Source organism: Microbacterium wangyouchuni, from assembly GCF_054072595.1.
Genome location: NZ_JBSVRM010000006.1, coordinates 53145 through 75887, shown reverse-complemented (window position 1 = coordinate 75887; position 22743 = coordinate 53145). Strand labels below are relative to the sequence as shown.

The window sequence follows — 22743 nt, the reverse complement described above, 5'->3', positions numbered from 1 at the left end:
GCCAGGATCCTCTCCCGGTGCGCAGCCAGCCGATCGGGCAGCGACGGCTGGGGTGCCGTCTCGCGAAGCAATAGCTCGAGATCCGTGGTGTCCATGGTGTGCCCTCCAATAAGTGCATTCACCATGTACATGACCGCTCAAGACCGTTTTGTCCAACCGTCGCCAAAATTGTCGAGTGGGCTTGCTGGGAAGTCAGAGCCGCGCGGCTACGCGACCGGGGTGGGTGTGCCGACCTGACGTTCAGCCGAGCTACGCGATCTACCTCTGATGATCAGCACGATCCAGATGATCAGTAGCGCGATGCCGATTGGCACCGCGCCGAGCGTGTAGATCGAGAACACGAGAAATGGCCACAGCAAGAGGCTGAGCCCCGAGGGCAGGCCGTCGATTAGCGGCCACGCACTGACCGCCCCTTCGAACCACTGACCGTACATCGCAGCCTGTGCAAGCAACATCCACGCCACGCTCACGAGCGCCGGAAGCAGGCGCAGCCACCACCTCCTGCGGTCGACACATCGTGCGAGCACCGAGCCCGCGAGCAGGGCGACCAGCAGCCCGAAGGCCCAGCCAACGACACCAAACATGATGCCGATACCCTCTTCACCGACGTTGTCAGCGCGGGGCTCCGAACTCGCGAATCCGAAAGCCCCGAACATCAGCAGCAGCGCAGCGAGAGCCGTTGCAGCTCCGACGCCCGACCAGATGATGGCTCGGTCGAGATGAGAGGGCATGTTCATTCGATCGTCGCTGTCCGCCATACCCCCACCATAATCACCGGCTGCAGTGAAGACTTTTAGCCTGTCAGGAGCCTCCACTTGTATTAACGTCGCTGCAGCAGGTAGACGTACCCGCCGCCGACGGGGTTGTCCCACAGCATGGTGTCTTCGTCCCAGGCAGTGACCGTATAGCCGTACTTACCGCCCGGCAGCTCGATCGTGGTGTCGTTCAGAGTGACATCCGCTGCGTTCTCTGCGTACTCGGTGGCTCCCGGAACATGCTGGCAGTACAGCAGCCGATCCGAAGCGGGGAACACGAACCTGTGGTCATTAGGCACCTCCTCGAAGCCCGATCCCTCATCCGTGTGAGTGTGCTGCCACGCTCCGACGAGCACCTCGGACAATTCCAGACCTTGTTCTTGAGGGGTGTCGACGGAGCCCGTGATCCGCGGTGAGTTCCAATCACACGACTCCTCCTGCGTGTTCTCGACCGGCTCCGCCGTGTTCTCGACCGGCTCCGCCGTGGAGCCGCCGTCAGACGCGGTGGCTGGTTCAGAAGCCGAGGCCTGCTCATCGGCGACTCCACCGGGCGCGGCTTCCTCGGATGCTGCGGGCACGGTGCAGCCCGCAAGCGCGAGCACAACGGCGAGCGAACCGACAGCGAGGCCCCACCTGAATCTCGAGGGCGCCACTTTCCATCCCAAAGAACCAGGAGCGTCGGTCAAATGCTTCTGCGGATGCGTCATGATCTCGGTCTACCGGATGGCCCTCACAGAGTGCTCACATCCCGCCCGCGGCTGCAGCCCGGGCATGCGAAAGGGGCGGTACCGAAGCACCGCCCCTTCCTCAACGCGCTGAGAGCTACTTGCTCTCCTTGTAGATCGGCGCGGCGCCGTTGACGGCGTCTCCGACCTTGTGAACGCGGATGTCGTTGGTCGATCCGACGATTCCGGGAGGGGAACCGGAGATCACGACGACCTTGTCCCCTTCCGTGGCCATGCCGTTCTTGAGCAGGTACTCGTCTACCTGCAGGAACATCAGGTCGGTGTGCTGCACCGGGTCCACCAGCGTCGAGTGCATTCCCCAGGTCAGCGCCATGCGCCGACGAATGCCGGGCTCGGGCGTGAAGGCCAGCATCGGGATGCGCGAGCGCAGACGCGACAGGCGACGAGCCGAGTCACCGGACTGGGTGAACACGCACAGGTACTTGGCATCGACGAAGTCGGCGACCTCAAGAGCTGCCAGCGTGATGGCACCACCCTGGGTGCGTGGCTTGTTCGTAAGCGGTGCGATGCGCTCCAGGCCGTGCTCTTCAGTGGACTCGACGATGCGTGCCATCGTCTCGACGACGACAACCGGGTACTCGCCCACGCTCGTCTCGCCCGAGAGCATCACAGCATCCGCACCATCCAGCACGGCGTTCGCCACGTCGGAGGTCTCAGCGCGAGTCGGAACCGGGCTCGAGATCATCGACTCGAGCATCTGCGTTGCGACGATGACCGGCTTTGCATTACGACGGGCCAGTTCCACTGCGCGCTTCTGCACGATCGGCACAGCCTCGAGCGGCAGCTCGACGCCCAAGTCGCCACGGGCGACCATGATTCCGTCGAAGGCGTCCACGATCTCTTCGAGCGCGTCGACAGCCTGCGGCTTCTCGATCTTCGCGATGACGGGGACCTTGATGCCCTCTTCTGCCATGATCTCGTGCACACGCTCGACATCGCTGGCGTCGCGCACGAAGGACAGTGCGATCAGGTCGGCGCCGATGTTCAGGCCCCAACGAAGATCTGCCTCGTCCTTCTCGCTCAGCGCGGGAACGTTGACAGCGACACCGGGCAGGTTGATACCCTTGTTGTTCGAGACGGGACCGGCGACGATCACCTTGGTGGTCACGACCGTGCCATCGGTCTCGACGACCTCGACGCGCACCTTGCCATCATCGATGAGCAAGAAGTCGCCGGGCTTGACGTCGTTCGGGAGACCCTTGAAGGTGGTTCCGCAGATCTCGCGGTTTCCGACGATGTCTTCCGTGGTGATCTTGAAGATGTCACCCTCAGCGAGGTCGTACGGGCCGCCCTCGAACTTGCCGAGACGGATCTTCGGACCCTGAAGGTCGACGAGAACCGCTACAGCCTTGCCCGCGTCATCCGCCGCGCGACGAACGTTCGCGTAGTTGGCGTCGTGAACCGAGTAGTCACCGTGGCTGAGGTTCAGTCGAGCAACGTCGACTCCTGCTTCGATGATGGCTCGAACATTTTCATAGCTTGAAGTTGCCGGGCCCAGCGTGGCGACTATTTTCGCGCGTCTCAAGTAATTCTCCAGGGTAAGAGGTGAGGGAACAGAACTGGCGACGTTGCCTCAGCCAGCCTACGCGGGCTGCAGGCCGATCGCGACATCATTCGGCATAACGGGCGACGGCAATACCGACTCCCCCATCAGGAACCGGTCGACACTTGCTGCCGCAGCGCGCCCTTCAGCAATCGCCCACACGATGAGCGACTGGCCGCGGCCAGCGTCACCGGCGACGAAAACGCCGGGAATCGTAGACGCGTACGCCCCATCGCGCTCGAAGCCACCGGATGCCGTCACCTCTGGCCGCAGCTCATCGGTGAACAGATCGTGTTCGGGACCGGTGAATCCCATCGCGATCAGGATCAAGTCCGCCGGGATCTCACGCTCCGTACCGCTCTTGGGCACACGCTTGCCGTCGACGTACTCGGTTTCAGCGACGCGCAACGCACGCACCTCGCCGGCCGCGTTCGCGAGGAACTCGACAGTGGATGCCAGGTAGTGACGTTCACCGCCTTCTTCATGCGCGGACTGCACCTCGAAGATGCTCGGCATCATCGGCCAGGGCTGATGATCGGGCCGTTCGGTGCCGGGTTGCGTGCCGATGGCCAAATTGGTGACGCTCAATGCCCCCTGCCGGTGCGCGGTTCCGATGCAGTCAGCACCGGTATCTCCGCCGCCGATGACGATGACGTGCTTGCCCTTGGCCGTGATCTGATCCGTCACCGTGTCACCGGCAACGGCATGGTTCGACTCCACGAGGTACTCCATCGCGAAGTGCACACCGTCCAGGTCGCGCCCCGGCAACGGTAGATCGCGTGGCACCGTCGAACCGGTGGCGATCACCACGGCGTCATAACGTGCCCGCAGATCCGCCCAACTGATGTCCCGGCCGATCTCCACTCCGGCGCGGAAGCGGGTGCCCTCTTCCTGCATCTGGCGCAGGCGGGCCTCGACGTGAGACTTCTCCATCTTGAAGTCCGGGATGCCGTACCGCAGCAGCCCGCCGATACGGTCGTCCCGCTCAAAGACAGCAACCGTGTGTCCGGCCCGCGTCAACTGCTGAGCGGCCGCGAGCCCCGCCGGGCCCGAGCCGACGAGAGCGACGGTCTTCCCGGTGAGTCGCTCCGGCGGCTGCGGCTCCACCCACCCTCTGTTGAAAGCGTTGTCGATGATCGAGACCTCGACCTGCTTGATGGTCACCGCGGGTTGGTTGATTCCCAGCACGCATGCGCTTTCGCACGGTGCAGGACACAGCCGGCCCGTGAACTCGGGAAAGTTGTTCGTCGCGTGGAGGCGTTCGATAGCCGAACGATCCTCGCCGCGCCAAGTCAGATCGTTCCACTCGGGAATGAGATTGCCGAGCGGGCACCCCTGGTGACAGAACGGCACACCGCAGTCCATGCAGCGGCCTGCCTGACGGCGCAGCACCGCCGTCTCCCCCGGCTCGTAGACCTCTTTCCAATCCATGATGCGAACCGGAACGGGGCGCCGTGCTGGCAGCTCGCGCTCCGTCACCTTCAGAAAGCCCTTGGGATCAGCCACCGGTCACCTCCAGGATCCGGCTCCAGACTGCGTCGCCATCCGGATCGATACCGGCTGCCTCTGCTTCCTGGCGCATGGACTGCACCGCCGCGAAGTCACGCGGCAGTACTTTTACGAATTCGGATGCCACGGCATCGAAGCCGTCCAGCATCCGCTGAGCCAATGGAGACTCGGTACGCTCGGCATGCTCGGCGAGCAGGCTGCGCAGTACTTCCAGATCCGCCCGGTCGAGCTCTCGCAGCTGCAGTTCTCCGCTTTCCTGAGACTGCTGGTTGACGTTCTCGGTACGCAGCGCGTGAACATAAGCCACACCGCCGGACATCCCGGCGCCGAGGTTGCGCCCGGTGTTTCCCAGAATCACGGCTACACCACCGGTCATGTATTCCAAGGCGTGGTCGCCGACTCCTTCGACGACCGCGGTCGCACCGGAGTTTCGCACCAGGAACCGCTCCCCTACGACTCCGGAGATAAACATCGCTCCCGAAGTCGCGCCGTAGCCGATGACGTTGCCGGCGATCACATTCTCATGCGGGGCATAGTTCGAGCTGCGCGGTGGGCGAACGACGATATCGCCTCCGGACAGCCCCTTGCCTACGTAGTCATTCGCGTCGCCCTCGAGTCGGAGGATGATCCCTGCGGGCAGGAAAGCGCCGAGTGACTGCCCAGCGGTGCCGTGCAGGGTCACATCGATCGTCTCGCGCGGCAGTCCTGCAGCGCCGAACCGGGCGGTCACCTCATGACCGAGCATGGTGCCGACGGCGCGCTCAGTGTTGCGAATCGGCAGCTCGGCGACGACCGGAGCATTCTCCTCGAGAGCATCCTTCGCCATCGCTATGAGCTGAACATCAAAGTGCTTATCGAGTTCGTGCTCTTGCGGGCGTCCACTCCGACGAGGCTCGGATGCGGGGAACTCCGGTCCTTTCAAGATCGGTGAAAGATCCAGACCGTCCGCTTTCCAGTGAGCTATCGCCGCATTCGCCTCGATGAGGTCGGCGCGGCCGATGATCTCATCAAGCGAACGGAAACCGAGTTCGGCGAGGATCTCGCGCACCTCTTCAGCGATGAACTCCATGAAATTGACGACGAATTCCGGTTTACCCGTGAAACGCTCGCGCAACGCCGGGTTCTGCGTCGCGACGCCCACTGGACAGGTGTCCAAATGACATACGCGCATCATGATGCATCCGCTGACGACCAGCGGAGCGGTTGCGAATCCGAATTCCTCCGCACCCAGCAGTGCACCGATGATGACGTCGCGTCCGGTTTTGAGCTGTCCATCAACCTGCACCACAACGCGATCGCGCATGCCGTTGAGCATGAGTGTCTGCTGAGTTTCAGCGAGGCCCAGCTCCCAGGGTGTCCCCGCGTGTTTCAGCGAATTGAGTGGACTCGCTCCCGTCCCGCCGTCGTGTCCGGAAACCAGGATGACATCGCTGAGCGCCTTCGCGACACCGGCGGAAACCGCACCGATGCCGGATTGGCTCACGAGCTTGGTGTGGATCCGCGCACCGGGGTTCGCGCGTTTCAGATCGAAAATGAGCTGCTTCAGATCTTCGATCGAGTAGATGTCATGGTGCGGTGGCGGCGAAATGAGACCGACTCCCGCGGTGGCATGACGCGTCCGCGCAACCCAGGGGTAGACCTTGCCCGGTGGCAATTGCCCGCCTTCGCCGGGCTTCGCTCCCTGTGCGAGCTTGATCTGGATATCGTCGGACTTCGTCAGATACAGACTCGTCACGCCGAACCGACCGGATGCGACCTGCTTGATGGAACTGCGTCGTTCAGGATCCAGCAGCCGATCGACGTCCTCGCCGCCCTCACCGGTGTTCGACTTGCCGCCGATACTGTTCATGGCGATGGCCAGGGTCTCATGCGCTTCGCGTGAGATAGAGCCGTAGCTCATTGCGCCGGTCGAGAATCGCTTCACGATCGAACTCACGGATTCGACCTCATCCAGTGGCACAGCGGGGTGCGCTCCCTGACGCAGCCGGAACAGCCCGCGCAGCGTCTTCAGCTCAGCAGCCTGGTCATCAACGAGCTTGGCGTACTCGCGGAAGATGTCGTATCGCCGATTACGCGTGGAGTGCTGCAGTCGGAACACCGTCTCGGGGTTGAACAGGTGGGGCGAGCCGTCACGTCGCCACTGGTACTCCCCACCGGTCCACAGGCGCTCATGTGCACGCGCTGCCGCGTCCTCCGGATATGCATAGTCGTGACGGGCCTGATTCTCCGCGAACACGTCTTCGATGTCGATGCCGCCGAGTTTGGTCTCGGTTCCGGTGAAGTACGCGTCGACGAACTCCTGGCCCAGACCAACTGCTTCGAACACCTGAGCGCCCGAGTACGACGAGATCGTGGAGATGCCCATCTTGGACATGATCTTCAAAACGCCCTTGCCGAGCGCGTAGATCAGGTTGCGGACCGCCGTCTCCGGGGTGATCCCGGTGATGAAGCCGGTACGAACCAGATGCTCGACAGTTTCCATCGCCAGGTACGGGTTCACCGCGGAGGCCCCATAGCCCATCAGGGTCGCCACATGATGCACCTCACGCACATCGCCTGCTTCGACGATCAGGCCGACCTTCATGCGGTTCTCGCGCCGGATTAGATGGTGATGGATTGCCGAGACCATGAGCAGCGACGGGATCGGGACGAGGTCCTTGTTCGAGTCCCGATCGGAAAGAATGATGAATTCGGCCCCGCTGGCGATCGCGTCGTCGACCTCGGCACACATCTGGGTGAGCCGTTCCTGCATCGTATGAGCGCCAGCGTCGAAATGATAAAGGCCACTGATCGTGACGGCCGAGCGATTCGGCAGCGCCCGGTCGATATAGCGGATCTTCGCCAGTTCGTCGTTATCGATCACCGGGAAATCGAGCGTGACGGTACGGGTGTGCTCCGGACCCCAGCTCAGCAGGTTCCGCTCCGGGCCGAGCCCGAGCCGAAGGCTGGTGACGACCTCTTCCCGGATCGAATCCAGCGGCGGGTTCGTCACCTGAGCGAACTGCTGGGTGAAGTAGTCGAACAGCAGACGCGGACGCTCGCTGAGCACGGCGATCGGTGTGTCAGATCCCATCGCGCCCAAAGGCTCTGCGCCGTGCTGTCCCATCGGCGTGAGCAGAATGCGCACTTCTTCTTCGGTGTAGCCGAATGTGCGCTGGCGCCGAGTGATGGATGCCGGCGGGTGCACGATGTGTTCGCGCTCGGGAAGTTCCGCTAGCCGCACGGTGCCCTCATCGAGCCATTCCTGCCACGGATGCATCGTCGCAAGGTCGTGCTTGATCTCCTCGTCCTCGATGATCCGCCCGGCCTCGGTATCGACAAGGAACATCTTGCCCGGCTGCAACCGTCCGCGGCGCTTGATGCGCTCCGGCTCGAACTCCAGGACGCCGGTCTCGGAGCCGATCACGACCAGCCCATCCGTCGTCTCGGTCCAACGGCCCGGGCGCAACCCGTTGCGATCAAGGGTTGCGCCGACCAGTGTGCCGTCGGTGAAGATGAGAGCGGCGGGGCCGTCCCAGGGCTCCATGTGATTGGAGTGGTACTCGTAGAAGGCGCGCAGGTCCGGCGCGATGTCCGTCTGCTTCTCATAGGCCTCCGGCACCATCATCATGATCGCGTGGGGCAGGCTGCGGCCGGTGAGAGTCAGCAGTTCCAGGACCTCGTCGAAGGATGCCGAGTCGCTGGCTCCGGGGGTGCAGATGGGCAGCAGCGGGCGAATGTTTCCGAGCAGCTCCGATTCGAGCTGGGACTGTCGTGCACGCATCCAATTGCGGTTGCCGCCGACGGTGTTGATCTCGCCGTTGTGCGCCAGCATCCGCAGCGGCTGCGCGAGCGGCCACGACGGGAAAGTGTTCGTCGAGTAGCGGGAGTGCACAACCGCAAGCTCCGAGGCGAACCGCTCGTCCTGCAGATCCGGGTAAAACGGCTCGAGCTGAAGGGTGGTGACCATTCCCTTGTAGCCGATGGTTCGGCTGGACAGGGAAACGAAATACGCCCCGAGCTCATGACCCGCGCGCTTGCGAAGCCGATACGCGGCGCGATCCAGCGCGATACCGGACAGTCGCTGCTGATCCGCGGGAGCAGGATTCGTGGCGACGAAGAGCTGCTCGAACGCAGGACGCGCTTCGTCGGCGAGCTTGCCGAGGTTCTGGTTGGCGGTGGGAACCACTCGCCAGCCCAGCACCGTGAGGCCCTCTTCGCGAGCGATCTTCTCAACGCCCGCCTTCTGGGTGCGGCGCTCTGCGGCGTGCAACGGCAAGAAGGTGAGGCCTGCGGCGTACTCGCCTGCGGCGGGAAGATCGAAGTCGGTAACTTCGCGGAGGAACGCATCTGGCATCTGCGTGAGGATGCCTGCCCCGTCGCCCGTTCCGGAGTCGGAACCGATAGCGCCGCGGTGCTCGAGGTTGCGTAAGGCCTCTAGTGCTAACTGGATGATGTCGTGCGCCGCGCTTCCGCGGAGCGTTGCGACCATGGCTAGGCCGCAGGCATCCTTTTCGAATGCCGGGTTGTACATGCCCTGCTTCGGGGGGTAAGCGCCTGATGCGCCATAGGGAGGTTGAAAGTACACCTGTACCGTCCTCAGATACTCAAGTGACACTGGGGACGACGTTGGCCCGCTCGTTCAGTGCAATGGATTCCTTACTCGGCGAGTGAGGCTTCGGGAGCTTCCCTCACTCAGGGAGCGGTGCTTGTGGCGGTGGCTCCGGTGGAAACTTCGACGGGAGGCTCGCTCACATCGACGAAGTCGTCGAGATTGTTCTGCGATTCTACAACAGCGTCGGCATCCTTCCGGCCCCGTCCGGGGACGTACGGCGATGCCTCACGTCCGGTGTGACGGCGGCTCTGCACGATCAGGATGACGATACCGACGACGACGCTGAGAATCGCTGCCCACACGTTGCTGCGCAGACCCAGGATGATCTCGCTTGGGTCGATACGAATCGATTCCCAAAGGATGCGGCCGGCGCTGTACCAGATGAGGTAGATCGCGAAGACCTTGCCCCACTGCAGGCTGAGCTTGTGACCGATCCACAGCAGGAAGAAGACGCCGAGCACGTTCCAGATGACCTCATAGAGGAACGTCGGGTGAAATAGCGTGCCCTCGGCAAGGCCGGGAGGGAAGGCTACATTGTCCGATTCGATCTCCAGGCCCCAGGGAAGATCGGTGGGAAGGCCGAACAGTTCGTGGTTGAACCAGTTGCCGAAACGACCCATCGCCTGTGCCAGCAGCAATCCGGGCGCGAGAGCGTCAGCGAACGTCCAGAACCGGATGCCGGTCCACTTGCAGCCGAGGTATGCGCCGACGGCACCGCCCAGAAGCGCACCGAAGATGGCGATACCGCCCTCCCAGATCGCCCAGACCGAACCCGGCTCCAAGGGATTCCAGGTGTTCTTGCCTTCTCCGAAGTAGAAGTTCGGATGCGTGAGCACGTGGAAGATGCGCGCGCCGATGATCGCCAGCGGAACGGCGAGGATCGCGATGTCGATGACAACCCACGGCTCTGCTCCACGCCGGGTCAGCCTGTTATTAGTCAGAAGCGTGGCCACCACGATGCCGGCGATGATGCACAGCGCGTAGAAGTGAATCCGCAGCGGACCGAGGTCGATGTAGCTGACAGCGGGGCTCGGGATGCTGGTGAGCACGCCGGTGAAGGCTGTGTGGAGCGCGAGGGACATGAGTGCGATTCTAGTTCCCGTGTGAGGTGGCCGCCGACGAAGTGCCGGCGGTGAGGGTTTTGGTGACGTCGGCCAGGGCATCCAGTCCCCCGTCGCGCAGAGCGCGTACGAGGGCGGTTCCAACGATCGCGCCGTCGGCGTAGTCGACGACGTCCGCGATCTGGTCGGCGGTGGAGATGCCGATGCCGACACAGGCGCGAGTCGCGCCGTGCGTACGCAGGCGGCTGACCAGCGTGCGCGCTGCCTTATCGAGTTGCGCACGCTCGCCCGTGATGCCCATGGTGGAGACCGTGTAAATGAATCCGGTCGAGGACTTCACGACGAGCTCGAGGCGTTCGTCGGTGGAGGTGGGGGCTGCCAGGAAGATCCGATCCAGACCGGTGCGTTCGCTGGCGGCGATCCACTCCCCTGCCGCTTCTGGCGTGATGTCTGGAGTGATGATCCCCGCACCGCCGGCCGCCAGAAGGTCATCGGCGTAGCGGTCGATGCCGTACTGCACGATCGGGTTCCAATAGGTCATCACCACGACGGGCACATCAGTCGCCGCCGCGATGGCCTTCACCGCAGTGAACAGGTCGCGGGTTCTGAAACCCGCTGCCAGCGCGCTGCGGGTGGCTTCCTGGATGATTGGTCCGTCCATCACCGGGTCGCTGTAGGGCGGACCGAGTTCGATGACGTCGGCGCCGTTCTCAGCGAGTGTGATCGCGGCCTGGATGCTGGTCTCAAGATCCGGGAAACCAACCGGCAGGTAGCCGATGAACGCACCGCGTCCAGCATCCTGAGCCTTTTGCAGGGCGCGTTCGATACGACTCATCGGGCAGTCTCCATACCGGCGGCGCTGTCATACAGATCGAAGTAGCGCGCGGCCGTATCCATGTCTTTGTCGCCGCGTCCGGACAGACACACCGCGATGATCGCATCCGGCCCGAGTTCTGCACCCAACCGAAGCGCGCCGGCCAGTGCATGGGCCGATTCAATCGCCGGAATGATGCCCTCGGTGCGACTCAGAAGTCGTAGCGCCTGCATCGCCTCATCATCGGTTGCGGGAATGTACTCCGCACGGCCGATATCGGCGAGCCAGGAGTGCTCGGGGCCGACGCCGGGATAGTCCAAGCCCGCCGAGATCGAGTGGGACTCGATCGTCTGGCCGTCCTCATCCTGCAGCAGGTACGTACGTGCACCGTGCAGCACGCCCGGACGACCACGCTCGATCGATGCCGCATGCCTGTCGGTGTCCACGCCGTCACCGGCAGCTTCCACACCGTAGAGCTTCACGTTCTCGTCATCCAGGAAAGCGTCAAACATACCGATCGCGTTCGATCCGCCGCCCACGCACGCCACGACGGCGTCAGGCAGACGACCGACCTCGTCCAGCAGCTGCTGGCGGGCCTCTTCTCCGATGATCTTCTGGAAGTCACGCACCATCGCGGGGAACGGGTGGGGACCGGCGGCGGTACCGAAGATGTAGTTGGTGGTCTCGACGGTGGCGACCCAGTCGCGGTACGCGTCGTTGATCGCATCCTTGAGGGTGCGCGAACCGGTGGTGACGGAAACGACCTCGGCACCCAGCAGACGCATGCGCGCAACGTTCAATGCCTGACGCTCGGTGTCGACTTCGCCCATGTAGATCGTGCAGTCCAGGCCGAACAGCGCTGCCGCTGTCGCTGTGGCGACACCGTGCTGACCGGCTCCGGTCTCGGCGATCACGCGTGTCTTGCCCAAGCGCTTGGTGAGCAGCGCCTGACCGAGCACGTTGTTGATCTTGTGGCTGCCGGTGTGGTTCAGATCTTCACGCTTGAGGAACACCCGTGCGCCGCCGGCATGGGCCGCGAAGCGCTGCACCTCGGTCAGCGCCGAGGGCCGGCCAGCGTAGCTGCCCAGCAGTCCGGCGAGCTCTGCACGAAACGCCTCGTCAGCGATGGCTTCTTCGTAGGCCACGGTCAGTTCATCGATCGCTGCGATGAGCGACTCCGGCATGTACCGGCCGCCGAACTCGCCGAAGAACGGACCCGGCTGGTCGCGCAGGCTCATCCCACCTCCAGGAAACTCTTCAGGGTGGCGACCGGGTCCCCGGTCACCAGCGCTTCGCCGATCAGCACCACGTCTGCTCCTGCAGAGCGGTAGCGCGCGACGTCGGCGGGCTCGAGCACAGCAGACTCAGCGATCTTCACAGCATCCGCAGGAATCCGGTCCACCAGAGTGCTGAACAGGTCGCGGTCCAGCTCCAGCGTCTTGAGATTGCGAGCGTTCACTCCGATGAGTGCTGCGCCCAGGTCGATCGCTGCTTCGAGCTCCTCTGCCGAATGGGTCTCCACCAGCGGGGTCATCCCGAGTTCCGTGATCAGGGTGTAGAGCTGCTGCAGCACCTTCGGCTCCAGACCTGCAACGATCAGCAGGGCGAGATCGGCCCCCGCCGCGCGCGCTTCGAGCACCTGATACGGGGTGGCGATGAAGTCTTTGCGCAGCACCGGAACCGAGACGCGATCGGTGACGGCCTCGAGGTCGGCCAGGCTTCCGCCGAAACGGCGCTCTTCGGTGAGCACGCTGATCGCTGAGGCGCCACCGAGCTCGTAGAGGCCCGCCTGGTGCGCAGGATCCGGGATCTCGGCGAGAGCACCGCGAGAAGGACTCGCGCGCTTGACCTCGGCGATGATCTTGACGCGTTCTGCCGGTGCGAGTGCGGCCAGCGCATCCCTGGCCGCTGGGCGCGCGAGCGCGGCCTTTTCGACCTCGGCGAGGGGGCGTGTCAGCGCACGACGCTCAGCGTCCTGGACTGCGCCGGCCGTCAGGTCGGCGAGGACCATCAGTGGCCCTTCGGCGAGTACTTGGGTCCGTTCACTCCCCATCCGGCTTTCGCCAGAATCGGGCCGAGAAGAGCGCCGACGACGATGATGCCGACCGAGATCCACACAAACAGCGGCGCTTCGAAGCAGAACGCTACCGTGCCGGCCGCGACGCCGATCAGCATGACCACCACAGCGGTCCAAGCCGCAGGCGAGTGTCCGTGGCCGGGGTCAGCAATGGGGTTGGTCATGTTCTCCTCCGAGGCAGTCATGGGGTATTGCAATCAGTCTATCCGGGTCATTGGGTGGGGTCTGTCCCGCGCGACAGGTCATCCCAGGAGTCAATGGCATCAACGGTGCCCTCAGCGTCGTGAACGGTGTCGGTGCGGTAGCGCTTGCCCCCGCTCTTCCACCGCCTCGCCGTCGACAGCACGAACAGCGCGGTGGCGATCAACAGCACCCATCCGATCAGAGCAGCCCACGGCCACAGAGATGGAGAGAGCGTTTGGATGACGTCGGCAACGGCTGTTCCGCCGGCAAGACCTGTGGTCTCAGTCACCGTCGGAGCGTACGCCGCCTCGGGCGCCTCGATGAGGATCTCGGCCGTCCACCAGGTCAGAAAGCCTCCGGCGAGCAGCGCAATGACCGCAAAGACATAGCGCAGCACCACTCCGGCGATGGCCAGCGCCGCGCCGAGCGCGAGCACGGCAAGACTCAGAGGTGCCAGCAGCGCGAGAGCATCCGCACCGGGGATCAGAATCGGCTCACCGCCATCGGAGCGCTGGAGTGTCAGCCAGGTCTGCGTAGACGAGATGATTCCGATGCCGCCCGCGAGCAGAAATCCGATGGCCGCGGTGCTGCGGCCGCGCTTGACCGCGTTCATTCTGGGGTGCCTGACTCCGCCTGTTCAGCGGAAAAGGCGACAGCTTCGAGGTCGTTCGCATCGAAGCATGTGCGTGTTCCGGTGTGGCACGCGGGTCCGATCTGCTCGACGAGCAGCAGGATGGCGTCACCGTCGCAATCCAGACGCGCTTCGCGCACCTGCTGCACGTGGCCTGAGGTATCGCCCTTGCGCCAGTATTCCTGCCGTGAGCGGGACCAGTAGGTGACGCGACCGGTAGTCAGAGTGCGCCGAAGAGCCTCAGCATCCAGCCAAGCCAGCATGAGAACCTCACGCGTGTCCCACTGCTGCACGATCGCGGGCGCCAAGCCGTCGGCGTTCCACACCACCTGGGCGATACGCGCTTCCAGATCAGTCATCAGCATCGCCCCGCTCGCTAGATGCCGCGTCTCGAACCAGAATCCCCTCAGCGCGCATAGCGGCCTTGACGTCACCGATGGTGAACGCCCCAGAGTGAAAGACACTCGCGGCCAGCACAGCATCCGCACCGGCCTTGATCGCGGGCGCGAAGTCGGTGACAGCGCCCGCGCCGCCGGAAGCGATCACGGGAACCGACGAGACTTCGCGCATCAGGCGCACCAACTCGAGATCGAAGCCGTCGCGGGTGCCGTCGGCGTCGATGGAGTTGACCAGCAGTTCACCGGCACCGCGCTCGATCGCCTCACGTGCCCAGTCCAGTGCGTCCAGCGTTGTTGCCGTGCGTCCGCCATGGGTGGTGATCATGAAGCCGGATGCCGTAGTCGTCGATCTTTTGATGTCGAGCGAGAGTACGAGCACCTGCGAGCCGAAACGATCCGCGATCTCGCCGATCAGATCGGGTCGCGCGATCGCGGCTGAGTTGACACCGATCTTGTCTGCGCCAACGCCCTGCAGCCGGGCGACGTCTTCAACGCTGCGAATGCCCCCACCAACGGTGAGCGGAACGAACACCTGTTCGGCGGTGCGCTGAACGACGTCATAGGTGGTCGCGCGCTCATCGACCGTGGCGGTGACATCGAGGAAGGTGATCTCGTCGGCTCCCTGCGCAGCGTAGTGCGCCGCGAGTTCGACAGGATCGCCCATGTCGCGCAGGTTCTCGAAGTTCACGCCTTTGACGACGCGACCTGCTGCAACATCGAGGCATGGGATCACTCGGCTGGTGAGAGTCATCAGAGCCTCGCAGCGTGGATCGCGGTGACCAGCAGCGCTCTGGCGCCCAGAGCGTACAGATCATCCATCACACCGTTGATGCCCTTCTGCGGGATCATCACACGCACGGCCACCATGGAATCGTCCTTCAGCGGCGAAATCGTCGGCGACTCGCGGCCCGGAGCGATCGCAACGGCTTTTTCGAGCAGTTCGACCGGAAGCACGTAGTCCAGAAGTGCATACCGTCGTGCGACGATTACACCGCGCAGGCGACGCAGTAGTTTGTCGGTTCCCTCCGCGTCGCCGGGACGGCTGATGAGAACGGCTTCGGATTCGATGATGACCGGACCGAAGATCTCCAGCCCCGCCTGCCGCAGGGTGGTGCCCGTCTCCACGACATCGGCGATCGCATCGGCAACGCCCAAGCGCACAGCGGACTCTACGGCCCCATCGAGCGACACCAGGGTGGCCTCGATGCCGTGCTCGCGCAGGAAGCGGTCCACCAGACCGGGATAAGCGGAGGCGATGCGCGCTCCTGAAAGCTCCTCGATCGTGGAGTACTGCCCGCTGGGAGCAGCGAAACGGAAGGTCGACCGCGCGAATCCGAGTTCTTGGATCTCCCGCGCCTGCTGGGGGACATCGCGCAGCAGGTCACGGCCAGTGATGCCCACATCGAGCGCACCCGATGCCACGTACGTGGCGATGTCACGTGGGCGGAGGAAGAAGAACTCAACGCCGTTGGGTGCGTCGACGAGGTGGAGAGTCTTGGAATCACGGCGGCCGGCATAACCGGCTTCGGCGAGCATCTCGGCGGCGGTCTCAGACAGTGAGCCCTTGTTGGGGACAGCAATACGAAGCATGGGGCGCTTTCAGATCAGAGGGGAAGGGTCGGGAACGCTTCACAGATGTCGGTAGACATCCTGAAGGCTCAGTCCCTTCGCGATCATCATCACCTGCAGGTGATAAAGCAGCTGCGAGATCTCCTCGGCAGTTTCATCGTTTGATTCGTACTCGGCAGCCATCCATACCTCGGCTGCCTCTTCTACGATCTTCTTGCCGATCGTGTGTACACCGCCGTCGAGCTCGGCGACGGTTCCGGATCCGGTTGGGCGGGTCTCGGCCTTGACGCTGAGCTCAGCGAACAGCTCGTCGAAAGTCTTCACGATTCCAGGCTAGCGGCTCGCGCACGCTCTCGAAGCCCGTGGATGGCCGCTTCGATGTTCTCGGCACCGAATACGGCAGATCCCGCGACGAATGTGTCGGCGCCCGCCTCGGCTGCCTGCGCAATCGTGTCGAGTGATATGCCGCCGTCGACCTGGAACCAGACCGTCGAGTTGCGCCGCCGAGCTTCCTCGACCAGCGCACGCAGCTTCGGCATGGTCGAAGACAGGAAGCCCTGACCGCCGAAACCGGGTTCGACAGTCATCACGAGGATCTGATCAAACTCATCCATGATCTCGTAGAGGCTGTCACCGGCAGTGTCCGGTTTGATGGCGACCCCGGCGCGGGAGCCGATCTCACGGAGGCGTCGGGCAAGTTCCACTGGACGGGCCGTTGCTTCCAGATGGAAGGTGACGCTGGCTGCGCCCAGCTCGGCGTACCCCGGCGCCCAACGATCGGCATCCGAGATCATGAGATGAACATCCAGCGGCACCGGGCTCGTCGCTTGAATACGTTCCACCATCTGCGTCCCGAATGTCAGATTGGGCACGAAGTGATTGTCCATGACATCGACGTGCACGAAATCAGCGGATGCGATGCGCTCCAGATCCGCCTGCATATTGACGAAGTCCGCGGACAGGATGCTGGGGTTGATGCGCGGGGCCGAGGGAAGGCTCATGGGGTCATTCTCCTAGCTCATAGTGCGCTGCAGGAGCGCGAGGAACATCGCGTCGGTGCCGTTGCGGTGCGGCCACAGCTGCACTCTGCCGGTCCCGTCGGATGCCAGGTCGATGGGACTGTCGACGAGCGATGCGAGGATCGCCGCGGCATCCAGTTCAACGACGTCATCGCGGGTGCGCAGCACCTCGGCGACCACGCCGCTGGTCTCGGCGAGGTGCGGCGAGCACGTGACGTACGCGACCACACCGCCCGGTGCGAGAGCATCGATGGCACCGGCGAGCAGCTGCTCCTGCAGCGGGACCAGCTCGGCGACATCGGCCGGCGTCTTGCGCCAGCGTGCTTCGGGGCGACGACGCAGAGCGCCCAGTCCCGTGCAAGGCGCGTCGACGAGGATCCGGTCGAACCGCGCAGGGTTCGCTGCAACCAGGTCGCGCCCGTCCTGCTCGTGGACAGTGACCTCACCGGGCACGGCCTGCAACGCCTTGCGGACGAGCCCTGCGCGTGCCGGGATCACCTCGTTGGCTTCGAGCGTGACCTCGTGCTGGTTCGCGATGGCCGCAAGCAGTGCTGTCTTGCCGCCGGGGCCGGCACAGAGGTCGAGCCACTGCTCCCCCGCCGCAATCGGCTTCGCAGCGGCTAGCGCGAGGGCGACGAGCTGCGAGCCCTCGTCCTGCACGCGGATCCTGCCGCCGGCTTCGGAGATCATCTTCAGCGGGTCTCCGCCCGGTGAAGCGAATGCGGTCGGTGCGTAGGGACGGGCGGGAGTACCGCGCTCGGCGAGGCCGGGAAGGGCGACGAGGGTGACCTGAGGCGAGACGTTGTCGGCCTCGAGGAGCTCTTCCAGCTCTTCGACTCGGCCTTCGGCAGCGAGTGCACGCCGCAGCGCGCGGATGATCCAAACCGGGTGCGCGGTGCGCAGCCCCAGCCGCTCATCGTCCGAGCGTGCCGCCGCTTCGATGCGTTCCTGCCACACACCGGGTGTGTCTTGAGAGATTCGACGCAGCACGGCATTGGTGAATCCGGACGGTCCCCTACCGACAGCATCAGAGACGAGGTTCACGGACTCGTTGACCGCTGCGTGCGAGGCGACGCGGGTAGCGAGCAACTGGTGGGTGGCGAGGCGCAGAGCGTCGAGCACCGGCGCGTCGATCTCGTCCGCTGGCCGGCCGGCAGCGGCGGCGATGATCGCGTCGTAGGTGCCGCGTCGGCGGAGCGTGCCATAGGTGAGTTCGGTCGCCAGCCCCGCATCCTGCGGGTTCAGCTGGGCCTCGGCGATCGCCGAGGGCAGCAGCAGGTTCGCATAGGCATCAGAGTCGCTGACGGCGCGGAGAACGTCGTAGGCGACGCGGCGCGCAGGAGACACTTGGCGTGCCTGTGGCGCACGCGCGGGGCGGCGCTGCTGTGCTCCGCGTGCCGGGGAACTCTGTCTGGCGTTACCGCGCCTCTGCTGGCCGGTCATGCGCCGAACCGCACGTTCTCGTCGGCGCGGAGACCCCGCCACCAGTCGGTGGCATTCATCGCGCCCTTGCCAGCGGGGTGCACGCGGGTCACCGCCACGGGTGTTGTTCCGGTGCCGACCAGCAGCGCCTGTTTCGTCGTCCAGACAGTTCCGGGCGCCTGCGCCTCGGCGTCGATCGGCGCCATCTCCAAGACCTTCACGCGAAGTCCTTCGACCGTCGTATGGGCGCCGGGTTCGGGCGTGACGCCGCGGAACCGGGCGAACAGCTCGGCCGCGGACTGCGTCCACTCCAGCGCACCGTCTTCGAGGGTGAGCTTGGGGGCGACGGTGGCCTCGCCCTGCTGCGCAACAGCCACGCCGGTGCCATCAGCGATGGATGCGACGACATCTGCTGTCAGGCCTGCCCCGTCGTCCGCGAGGATCCGCAGGGCGACGTCCGCGGTCGCGTCCGCCGCAACCGGCACCGTGCGAGCGGCATAGACGTCACCGGCATCCAACGCGGGAACCAGCTGGAAGACGCTGGCGCCGAGTTCGGTATCTCCGGCGATCAGCGCGCGCTGCACGGGGGCAGCGCCCCGCCACTGCGGCAGCAACGAGAAGTGCAGGTTGATCCACCCGTGTTCAGGAGCAGACAGCAATGGCTCGCGCACCAGCCCGCCATAGGCGACGATAACGCCCAGCTCAGGCTCCAGCGCCGTGATCTTTTCGGTGGCCTCGTCATCCAGGCGTGCGGCCTTGATGATCGGCAGCCCCAGCTCCTCGGCAGCCTGAGCCACGGGCGAGGGTGTGAGGACGCGTTTACGCCCCAGCGGGGCATCCGGTCGGGTGATGACGGCTGCGATCTCGTGCGAACGCACGAGGGTTCGCAGAGTCGGGACGGCTGCGGCGGGGGTGCCGGCGAAGACGAGGCGCATAAAGGTTCTCCGGAAGGAAGGGATTAAAGCTCTGGATCGAGGATATCGAGCCGCAGTGATAGTGGGATGCGGTTGTTGCCTGCTTTGCCCCGTCGCCGTTTGACAGCTTCGGCAACGACCGCGGCACGAAGTGTCGTCGCCACTGTCGCGCCGGCGGCGTACTCGAAGCGGACGAGCGCCCGGACACGGTCCTCATCGGATTCGATCGGCACCGGGCCGAGAATGGCGTCAGCCGGTAACGGCAGTGCACGCAGGCTCGTGAGTGCGCGCTCCACGGATGCCCCGATCCCCTCGATCAGGGCGACTCTCGCTGCCGGCGGCATGTGCAGCGGTGCACGCTCCGCCAGCTCGGAACGGGCGTAACCGGACTGGTTCCAGGTCGCCAGCGCCCGAGCCACCGGTCCATCGACGCCGACCAGGTGGATCGGTGCTCCGGGAGCTGCCAGAGCGGCGGCATTCGACCACCAGCGCAGGCACGACTCACCGACGCGGAGGTCGGGGGCCTGCAGCATTCGGGAGCCGTCCAACAGCACAACGGCACGATATCCGCCCTCGGCGATCGGCTCCGCTCCCCTGGTGGCGACAACGAGTGCGGGCTTGTCCGACACCGATTCGACCGGGTGGGCGCCATCGGCGATGATCACGCGCACGCCGGGGAATGCGCGCCCCAGCTCGTCTGCGGTTCGCTCACTCCCGGATGACGCCAACCGCAGCTGAGTGGATGAACACGAGGGGCACGCCCACGCCCGAGCCGACCGTCCGCACCAGCCGCACACCGGCACGGCACCGCGATGGCGCGCGCCCAGCGGGCCGCCACAGGGTGCACAGCGTGCGGGCGCGCGGCATTCAGCGCAGACGAGAGTGGGCGAGAATCCGGGTCGGGAAACCTGAACCAGCACCGGGCCGGATTCGGTGGCAGTGCGGGCCGCTGCGAAAGCGCTGGAGTGCACCCGCTGCGTGGGCGCTTCCAGTTCATGCTGTGTGCTCAGCACGACCTTCGGCAGGACCCGGCGCGCTGCACGGACGTCCTGCAGCCAGCCGTGGATCACCAGTCGCTCAACGTCGGTAGTCCGGCTGTGCGCAGCCACCAGCAGCGCAGAGGATTCCTGCTCCTGCCGCAGCAGCGCCGCGTCCCGGGCGTGCACGTAGGGTGCGAGGGGCTCGCCGAGGAGCGAGTCGCCGTCATCCCAGATCGCCACGAGTCCCGCACGCACCGGCGAATACACGGCCGAGCGGTTTCCGACAACCACGCAGGGCGCGTCTTCCAGTGATCGCAAGAACCCGCGATAGCGGTCTGGATTTGTCTGCCGCGAATCGTGGCGCACGATGGCTTCGGCAGGCAGCATCGTCTCCAACGCCGTCAAAAGACGATCCAGATCGCGGTGATCGGGAACCACGAGGATCGATGATGCACCGGCAGCAAGGGTGTGGGTGGCAGCGGCCGCGAGCAGCTGTGTCCACCGCGGCATATCGTCGCGGATTCCGGGGATCGCTTCGACCCCTGCTCGTCCGCGTTCATCGAGCACGGCGCTCAGTCCCTCGTACTCGCTGAGTACTGCGCTGGCTCGGGCGATCGCATCCGGACCCAACACAGGAACCGGTGCATCCGCCTTCCAGGCCTTCTCTACACGCACCTGTCGTTTGGGGATCACCAGACGCAGAATGTCGGATGCCGACCCTGCTGCCCGGTCCGCGGTACGACGCGCGAGCCGGTAGAGGCGATCCGGTAGAACGGCGATCTGCGATACGACGTTGTCCACCTCGGAGAGTGGACGCTCAGCGTCATCCTCTTCAGCCACCTCGACAACGTAACCATCGACAAGACGTCCGGCGCTGCGCAATGGCACCCGCACCCGAACCCCGGGAGAGACGTCGCCGAGTTCCGCCGGTAGCGCGTAGTCGAACAGCCGGTCCAGCTGGGGCAGCGGAGAATCCAGCTGCACCCGCGCGATGCGCCGGCTCATCGCCGGGCTCCGCGCGTGCCCATCACAGTCCTGCGGCGCGGCGCAACTCGTCTGCGCGGTCGGTTCGCTCCCATGTGAAGTCAGGAAGCTCACGGCCGAAGTGTCCGTATGCTGCGGTCTGCCGGTAGATCGGACGCAGCAACTGCAGCTCTTCGATGATCGCCTGGGGTCGGAGGTCGAAGACGGTGCGAATCGCCTCGGTGATCACCTCGTCGGAGACCTTTCCGGTTCCGAATGTCTCGACATACAGTCCGACCGGACGCGCGACGCCGATCGCATAGGCGACCTGCACTTCGAGGCGATCGGCCAGGCCGGCTGCCACGGCATTCTTCGCCACCCAGCGCATCGCGTAAGCGCCCGAGCGGTCGACCTTGGACGGATCCTTGCCGCTGAACGCACCACCGCCGTGGCGCGCTGCACCGCCGTAGGTGTCGATGATGATCTTGCGACCGGTCAGCCCGGCGTCGCCCTTGGGGCCACCGGTCACGAAGGGGCCCGCCGGGTTGATGAAGTAGCGGTCAGCTGCCGGCATCTCCAGGCCCGTGCTCTCCAGAACCGGGTCGATGACGAGGCGCCGAACCTGTTCCTTGAGCTCATCCTGTGCAATGTCGGGGTGGTGCTGCGTGGAGAGTACGACGGCATCGATCGTCTTGGGCGTGAAGCCCTCGTAACCGAGTGTGACCTGGGTCTTGCCGTCCGGCCGCAGGAAGGCCAATTCGCCGGAACGGCGCACCTCGGTGAGGCGCTCCGCGATCCGGTGCGCAGTGTGCCCCGCCATCGGCATCAGTTCCGGCGTCTCGATCGTCGCGAACCCGAACATGATGCCCTGATCGCCTGCGCCCAGGCTGTCGAGCGCATCGACCGAGCTGCCATCACGCTGTTCCTGTGCCTGGTCAACGCCGTGGGCGATATCGGTGGATTGCTCCCCCACCGAAATGCTCACGCCACAGGAATCGCCGTCAAAGCCGGTCTCACTGGACGTGTATCCGATGCTGTTGACGACCTCGCGGACGATCGTCGGAATATCGACGTACGCCTCGGTGCGGATCTCTCCTGCAACGTGCACGAGTCCGGTGGTGACCAGGGTCTCCACCGCGACTCGTGAACCGGGGTCTTTAGCGATCAGCCCATCGAGGATGCTGTCAGAGATCTGGTCGCAGATCTTGTCAGGGTGTCCCTCGGTGACGGACTCAGACGTGAAAAGGCGCAGCGCGCTCATCGACGAAGCAGCCCTCACTCGACGTGGCGAAGGCGCAGCTTGTCCTCGTTGATCTCGTGAAGCGCGATGGTGAGCGGCTTGTCCTCGACGGACGAGTCGACCAACGGTCCGACGTTGTCGAACAGGTTGCCCTCGTGGAGATCTGCGTAGTAGTCGTTGATCTGACGTGCACGCTTGGACGCGTAGATCACGAGCTCGTACTTCGAGTCGACTCGGTCGAGCAGGTTGTCGATGGGGGGATCGATGATGCCCTTGGTGTGGTGTCCGGCCATGGTGGGACCTCCAGATCAGGCGACGGGTTCGT

At 64.7% G+C, this 22743-nt stretch carries 21 protein-coding genes; all 21 read right to left on the bottom strand.

Annotated elements, in window-relative coordinates:
- Positions 1 to 206 precede the first annotated feature (206 nt).
- On the bottom strand, positions 207 to 758 hold the full coding sequence (locus ACW5CM_RS11615) for a hypothetical protein (RefSeq protein ID WP_457125084.1): 552 nt from the start codon (positions 756 to 758) through the stop codon (positions 207 to 209).
- A gap of 62 nt (positions 759 to 820) precedes the next feature.
- Positions 821 to 1462: a hypothetical protein gene (locus ACW5CM_RS11610; protein ID WP_457125083.1), complete on the bottom strand. Its 642-nt coding sequence runs from the start codon at positions 1460 to 1462 to the stop codon at positions 821 to 823.
- Between the two features lie 115 nt (positions 1463 to 1577).
- Positions 1578 to 3026 (bottom strand): pyruvate kinase, encoded by a 1449-nt coding sequence (gene pyk, locus ACW5CM_RS11605; RefSeq protein ID WP_438254573.1) that lies wholly within the window; start codon positions 3024 to 3026, stop codon positions 1578 to 1580.
- Positions 3027 to 3083: 57 nt separating this feature from the next.
- Complete coding sequence (locus ACW5CM_RS11600; protein WP_457125082.1) at positions 3084 to 4550, bottom strand: glutamate synthase subunit beta; 1467 nt, start codon at positions 4548 to 4550, stop codon at positions 3084 to 3086.
- Positions 4543 to 9066, bottom strand: a complete 4524-nt coding sequence (gene gltB, locus ACW5CM_RS11595; RefSeq protein WP_457125191.1) for a glutamate synthase large subunit — start codon at positions 9064 to 9066, stop codon at positions 4543 to 4545. Before gltB ends, ACW5CM_RS11600 begins: the two co-directional genes overlap by 8 nt.
- A 161-nt stretch (positions 9067 to 9227) precedes the next feature.
- Entirely contained in the window at positions 9228 to 10229 is a 1002-nt protein-coding gene (gene lgt / locus ACW5CM_RS11590) for a prolipoprotein diacylglyceryl transferase (protein ID WP_438254569.1), read from the bottom strand.
- Between the two features lie 10 nt (positions 10230 to 10239).
- Entirely contained in the window at positions 10240 to 11043 is an 804-nt protein-coding gene (gene trpA, locus ACW5CM_RS11585) for a tryptophan synthase subunit alpha (protein WP_438254567.1), read from the bottom strand.
- Positions 11040 to 12260, bottom strand: coding sequence for a tryptophan synthase subunit beta (trpB, locus tag ACW5CM_RS11580; protein ID WP_439254630.1), 1221 nt, complete (start codon positions 12258 to 12260; stop codon positions 11040 to 11042). The genes trpA and trpB overlap by 4 nt, the downstream gene beginning before the upstream one ends.
- Positions 12257 to 13033 carry an indole-3-glycerol phosphate synthase TrpC gene (gene trpC / locus ACW5CM_RS11575; RefSeq protein WP_439254629.1) on the bottom strand — a complete coding sequence of 259 codons (777 nt, stop codon included), beginning with the start codon at positions 13031 to 13033 and terminating at the stop codon, positions 12257 to 12259. The genes trpB and trpC overlap by 4 nt, the downstream gene beginning before the upstream one ends.
- Positions 13033 to 13263, bottom strand: coding sequence for an HGxxPAAW family protein (locus ACW5CM_RS11570; RefSeq protein ID WP_438254857.1), 231 nt, complete (start codon positions 13261 to 13263; stop codon positions 13033 to 13035). Before ACW5CM_RS11570 ends, trpC begins: the two co-directional genes overlap by 1 nt.
- Positions 13264 to 13310: 47 nt before the next feature.
- Positions 13311 to 13895 (bottom strand): Trp biosynthesis-associated membrane protein, encoded by a 585-nt coding sequence (locus ACW5CM_RS11565; protein ID WP_457125081.1) that lies wholly within the window; start codon positions 13893 to 13895, stop codon positions 13311 to 13313.
- Entirely contained in the window at positions 13892 to 14278 is a 387-nt protein-coding gene (gene hisI / locus ACW5CM_RS11560; protein WP_438254563.1) for a phosphoribosyl-AMP cyclohydrolase, read from the bottom strand. The genes ACW5CM_RS11565 and hisI overlap by 4 nt, the downstream gene beginning before the upstream one ends.
- The gene (gene hisF / locus ACW5CM_RS11555) at positions 14265 to 15062 is read right to left on the bottom strand and encodes an imidazole glycerol phosphate synthase subunit HisF (RefSeq protein ID WP_438254562.1); all 798 of its coding nucleotides are present in this window, start codon (positions 15060 to 15062) and stop codon (positions 14265 to 14267) included. The genes hisI and hisF overlap by 14 nt, the downstream gene beginning before the upstream one ends.
- Positions 15062 to 15901, bottom strand: a complete 840-nt coding sequence (hisG, locus tag ACW5CM_RS11550; RefSeq protein WP_438254561.1) for an ATP phosphoribosyltransferase — start codon at positions 15899 to 15901, stop codon at positions 15062 to 15064. Before hisG ends, hisF begins: the two co-directional genes overlap by 1 nt.
- A 39-nt stretch (positions 15902 to 15940) precedes the next feature.
- Entirely contained in the window at positions 15941 to 16204 is a 264-nt protein-coding gene (locus ACW5CM_RS11545; RefSeq protein WP_438254560.1) for a phosphoribosyl-ATP diphosphatase, read from the bottom strand.
- A complete protein-coding gene (gene rpe, locus ACW5CM_RS11540) occupies positions 16201 to 16881 on the bottom strand; it encodes a ribulose-phosphate 3-epimerase (protein WP_438254559.1) in 681 nt (226 codons plus the stop codon). The genes ACW5CM_RS11545 and rpe overlap by 4 nt, the downstream gene beginning before the upstream one ends.
- A 12-nt stretch (positions 16882 to 16893) precedes the next feature.
- Positions 16894 to 18246, bottom strand: a complete 1353-nt coding sequence (locus tag ACW5CM_RS11535; RefSeq protein WP_457125080.1) for an RsmB/NOP family class I SAM-dependent RNA methyltransferase — start codon at positions 18244 to 18246, stop codon at positions 16894 to 16896.
- A 92-nt stretch (positions 18247 to 18338) separates the two neighbouring features.
- On the bottom strand, positions 18339 to 19256 hold the full coding sequence (gene fmt, locus ACW5CM_RS11530; RefSeq protein WP_457125079.1) for a methionyl-tRNA formyltransferase: 918 nt from the start codon (positions 19254 to 19256) through the stop codon (positions 18339 to 18341).
- A 23-nt stretch (positions 19257 to 19279) separates the two neighbouring features.
- A complete protein-coding gene (locus tag ACW5CM_RS11525; RefSeq protein WP_457125078.1) occupies positions 19280 to 21220 on the bottom strand; it encodes a primosomal protein N' family DNA-binding protein in 1941 nt (646 codons plus the stop codon).
- A gap of 22 nt (positions 21221 to 21242) precedes the next feature.
- Complete coding sequence (gene metK / locus ACW5CM_RS11520) at positions 21243 to 22439, bottom strand: methionine adenosyltransferase (protein ID WP_457125077.1); 1197 nt, start codon at positions 22437 to 22439, stop codon at positions 21243 to 21245.
- A 14-nt stretch (positions 22440 to 22453) separates the two neighbouring features.
- Positions 22454 to 22711: a DNA-directed RNA polymerase subunit omega gene (gene rpoZ / locus ACW5CM_RS11515; protein ID WP_438254551.1), complete on the bottom strand. Its 258-nt coding sequence runs from the start codon at positions 22709 to 22711 to the stop codon at positions 22454 to 22456.
- Positions 22712 to 22743 lie beyond the last annotated feature (32 nt).

Excerpts from the sequence above, each read along its gene's own strand:
- trpC (WP_439254629.1), bottom strand. The coding sequence starts at position 13,033 with ATGGTCCTCGCCGACCTGACGGCCGGCGCAGTCCAGGACGCTGAGCGT.
- hisG (WP_438254561.1), bottom strand. The coding sequence starts at position 15,901 with ATGCTTCGTATTGCTGTCCCCAACAAGGGCTCACTGTCTGAGACCGCC.
- ACW5CM_RS11615 (WP_457125084.1), bottom strand. The coding sequence starts at position 758 with ATGGCGGACAGCGACGATCGAATGAACATGCCCTCTCATCTCGACCGA.
- gltB (WP_457125191.1), bottom strand. The coding sequence starts at position 9,066 with ATGTACAACCCGGCATTCGAAAAGGATGCCTGCGGCCTAGCCATGGTC.
- trpB (WP_439254630.1), bottom strand. The coding sequence starts at position 12,260 with ATGAGCCTGCGCGACCAGCCGGGTCCGTTCTTCGGCGAGTTCGGCGGC.
- ACW5CM_RS11525 (WP_457125078.1), bottom strand. The coding sequence starts at position 21,220 with ATGAGCCGGCGCATCGCGCGGGTGCAGCTGGATTCTCCGCTGCCCCAG.
- hisI (WP_438254563.1), bottom strand. The coding sequence starts at position 14,278 with ATGCTGATGACTGATCTGGAAGCGCGTATCGCCCAGGTGGTGTGGAAC.
- rpe (WP_438254559.1), bottom strand. The coding sequence starts at position 16,881 with ATGAGCCTTCCCTCGGCCCCGCGCATCAACCCCAGCATCCTGTCCGCG.
- metK (WP_457125077.1), bottom strand. The coding sequence starts at position 22,439 with ATGAGCGCGCTGCGCCTTTTCACGTCTGAGTCCGTCACCGAGGGACAC.
- trpA (WP_438254567.1), bottom strand. The coding sequence starts at position 11,043 with ATGAGTCGTATCGAACGCGCCCTGCAAAAGGCTCAGGATGCTGGACGC.
- ACW5CM_RS11570 (WP_438254857.1), bottom strand. The coding sequence starts at position 13,263 with ATGACCAACCCCATTGCTGACCCCGGCCACGGACACTCGCCTGCGGCT.
- rpoZ (WP_438254551.1), bottom strand. The coding sequence starts at position 22,711 with ATGGCCGGACACCACACCAAGGGCATCATCGATCCCCCCATCGACAAC.
- hisF (WP_438254562.1), bottom strand. The coding sequence starts at position 15,062 with ATGACTCTCACCAGCCGAGTGATCCCATGCCTCGATGTTGCAGCAGGT.
- lgt (WP_438254569.1), bottom strand. The coding sequence starts at position 10,229 with ATGTCCCTCGCGCTCCACACAGCCTTCACCGGCGTGCTCACCAGCATC.
- ACW5CM_RS11610 (WP_457125083.1), bottom strand. The coding sequence starts at position 1,462 with ATGACGCATCCGCAGAAGCATTTGACCGACGCTCCTGGTTCTTTGGGA.
- fmt (WP_457125079.1), bottom strand. The coding sequence starts at position 19,256 with ATGCGCCTCGTCTTCGCCGGCACCCCCGCCGCAGCCGTCCCGACTCTG.
- ACW5CM_RS11565 (WP_457125081.1), bottom strand. The coding sequence starts at position 13,895 with ATGAACGCGGTCAAGCGCGGCCGCAGCACCGCGGCCATCGGATTTCTG.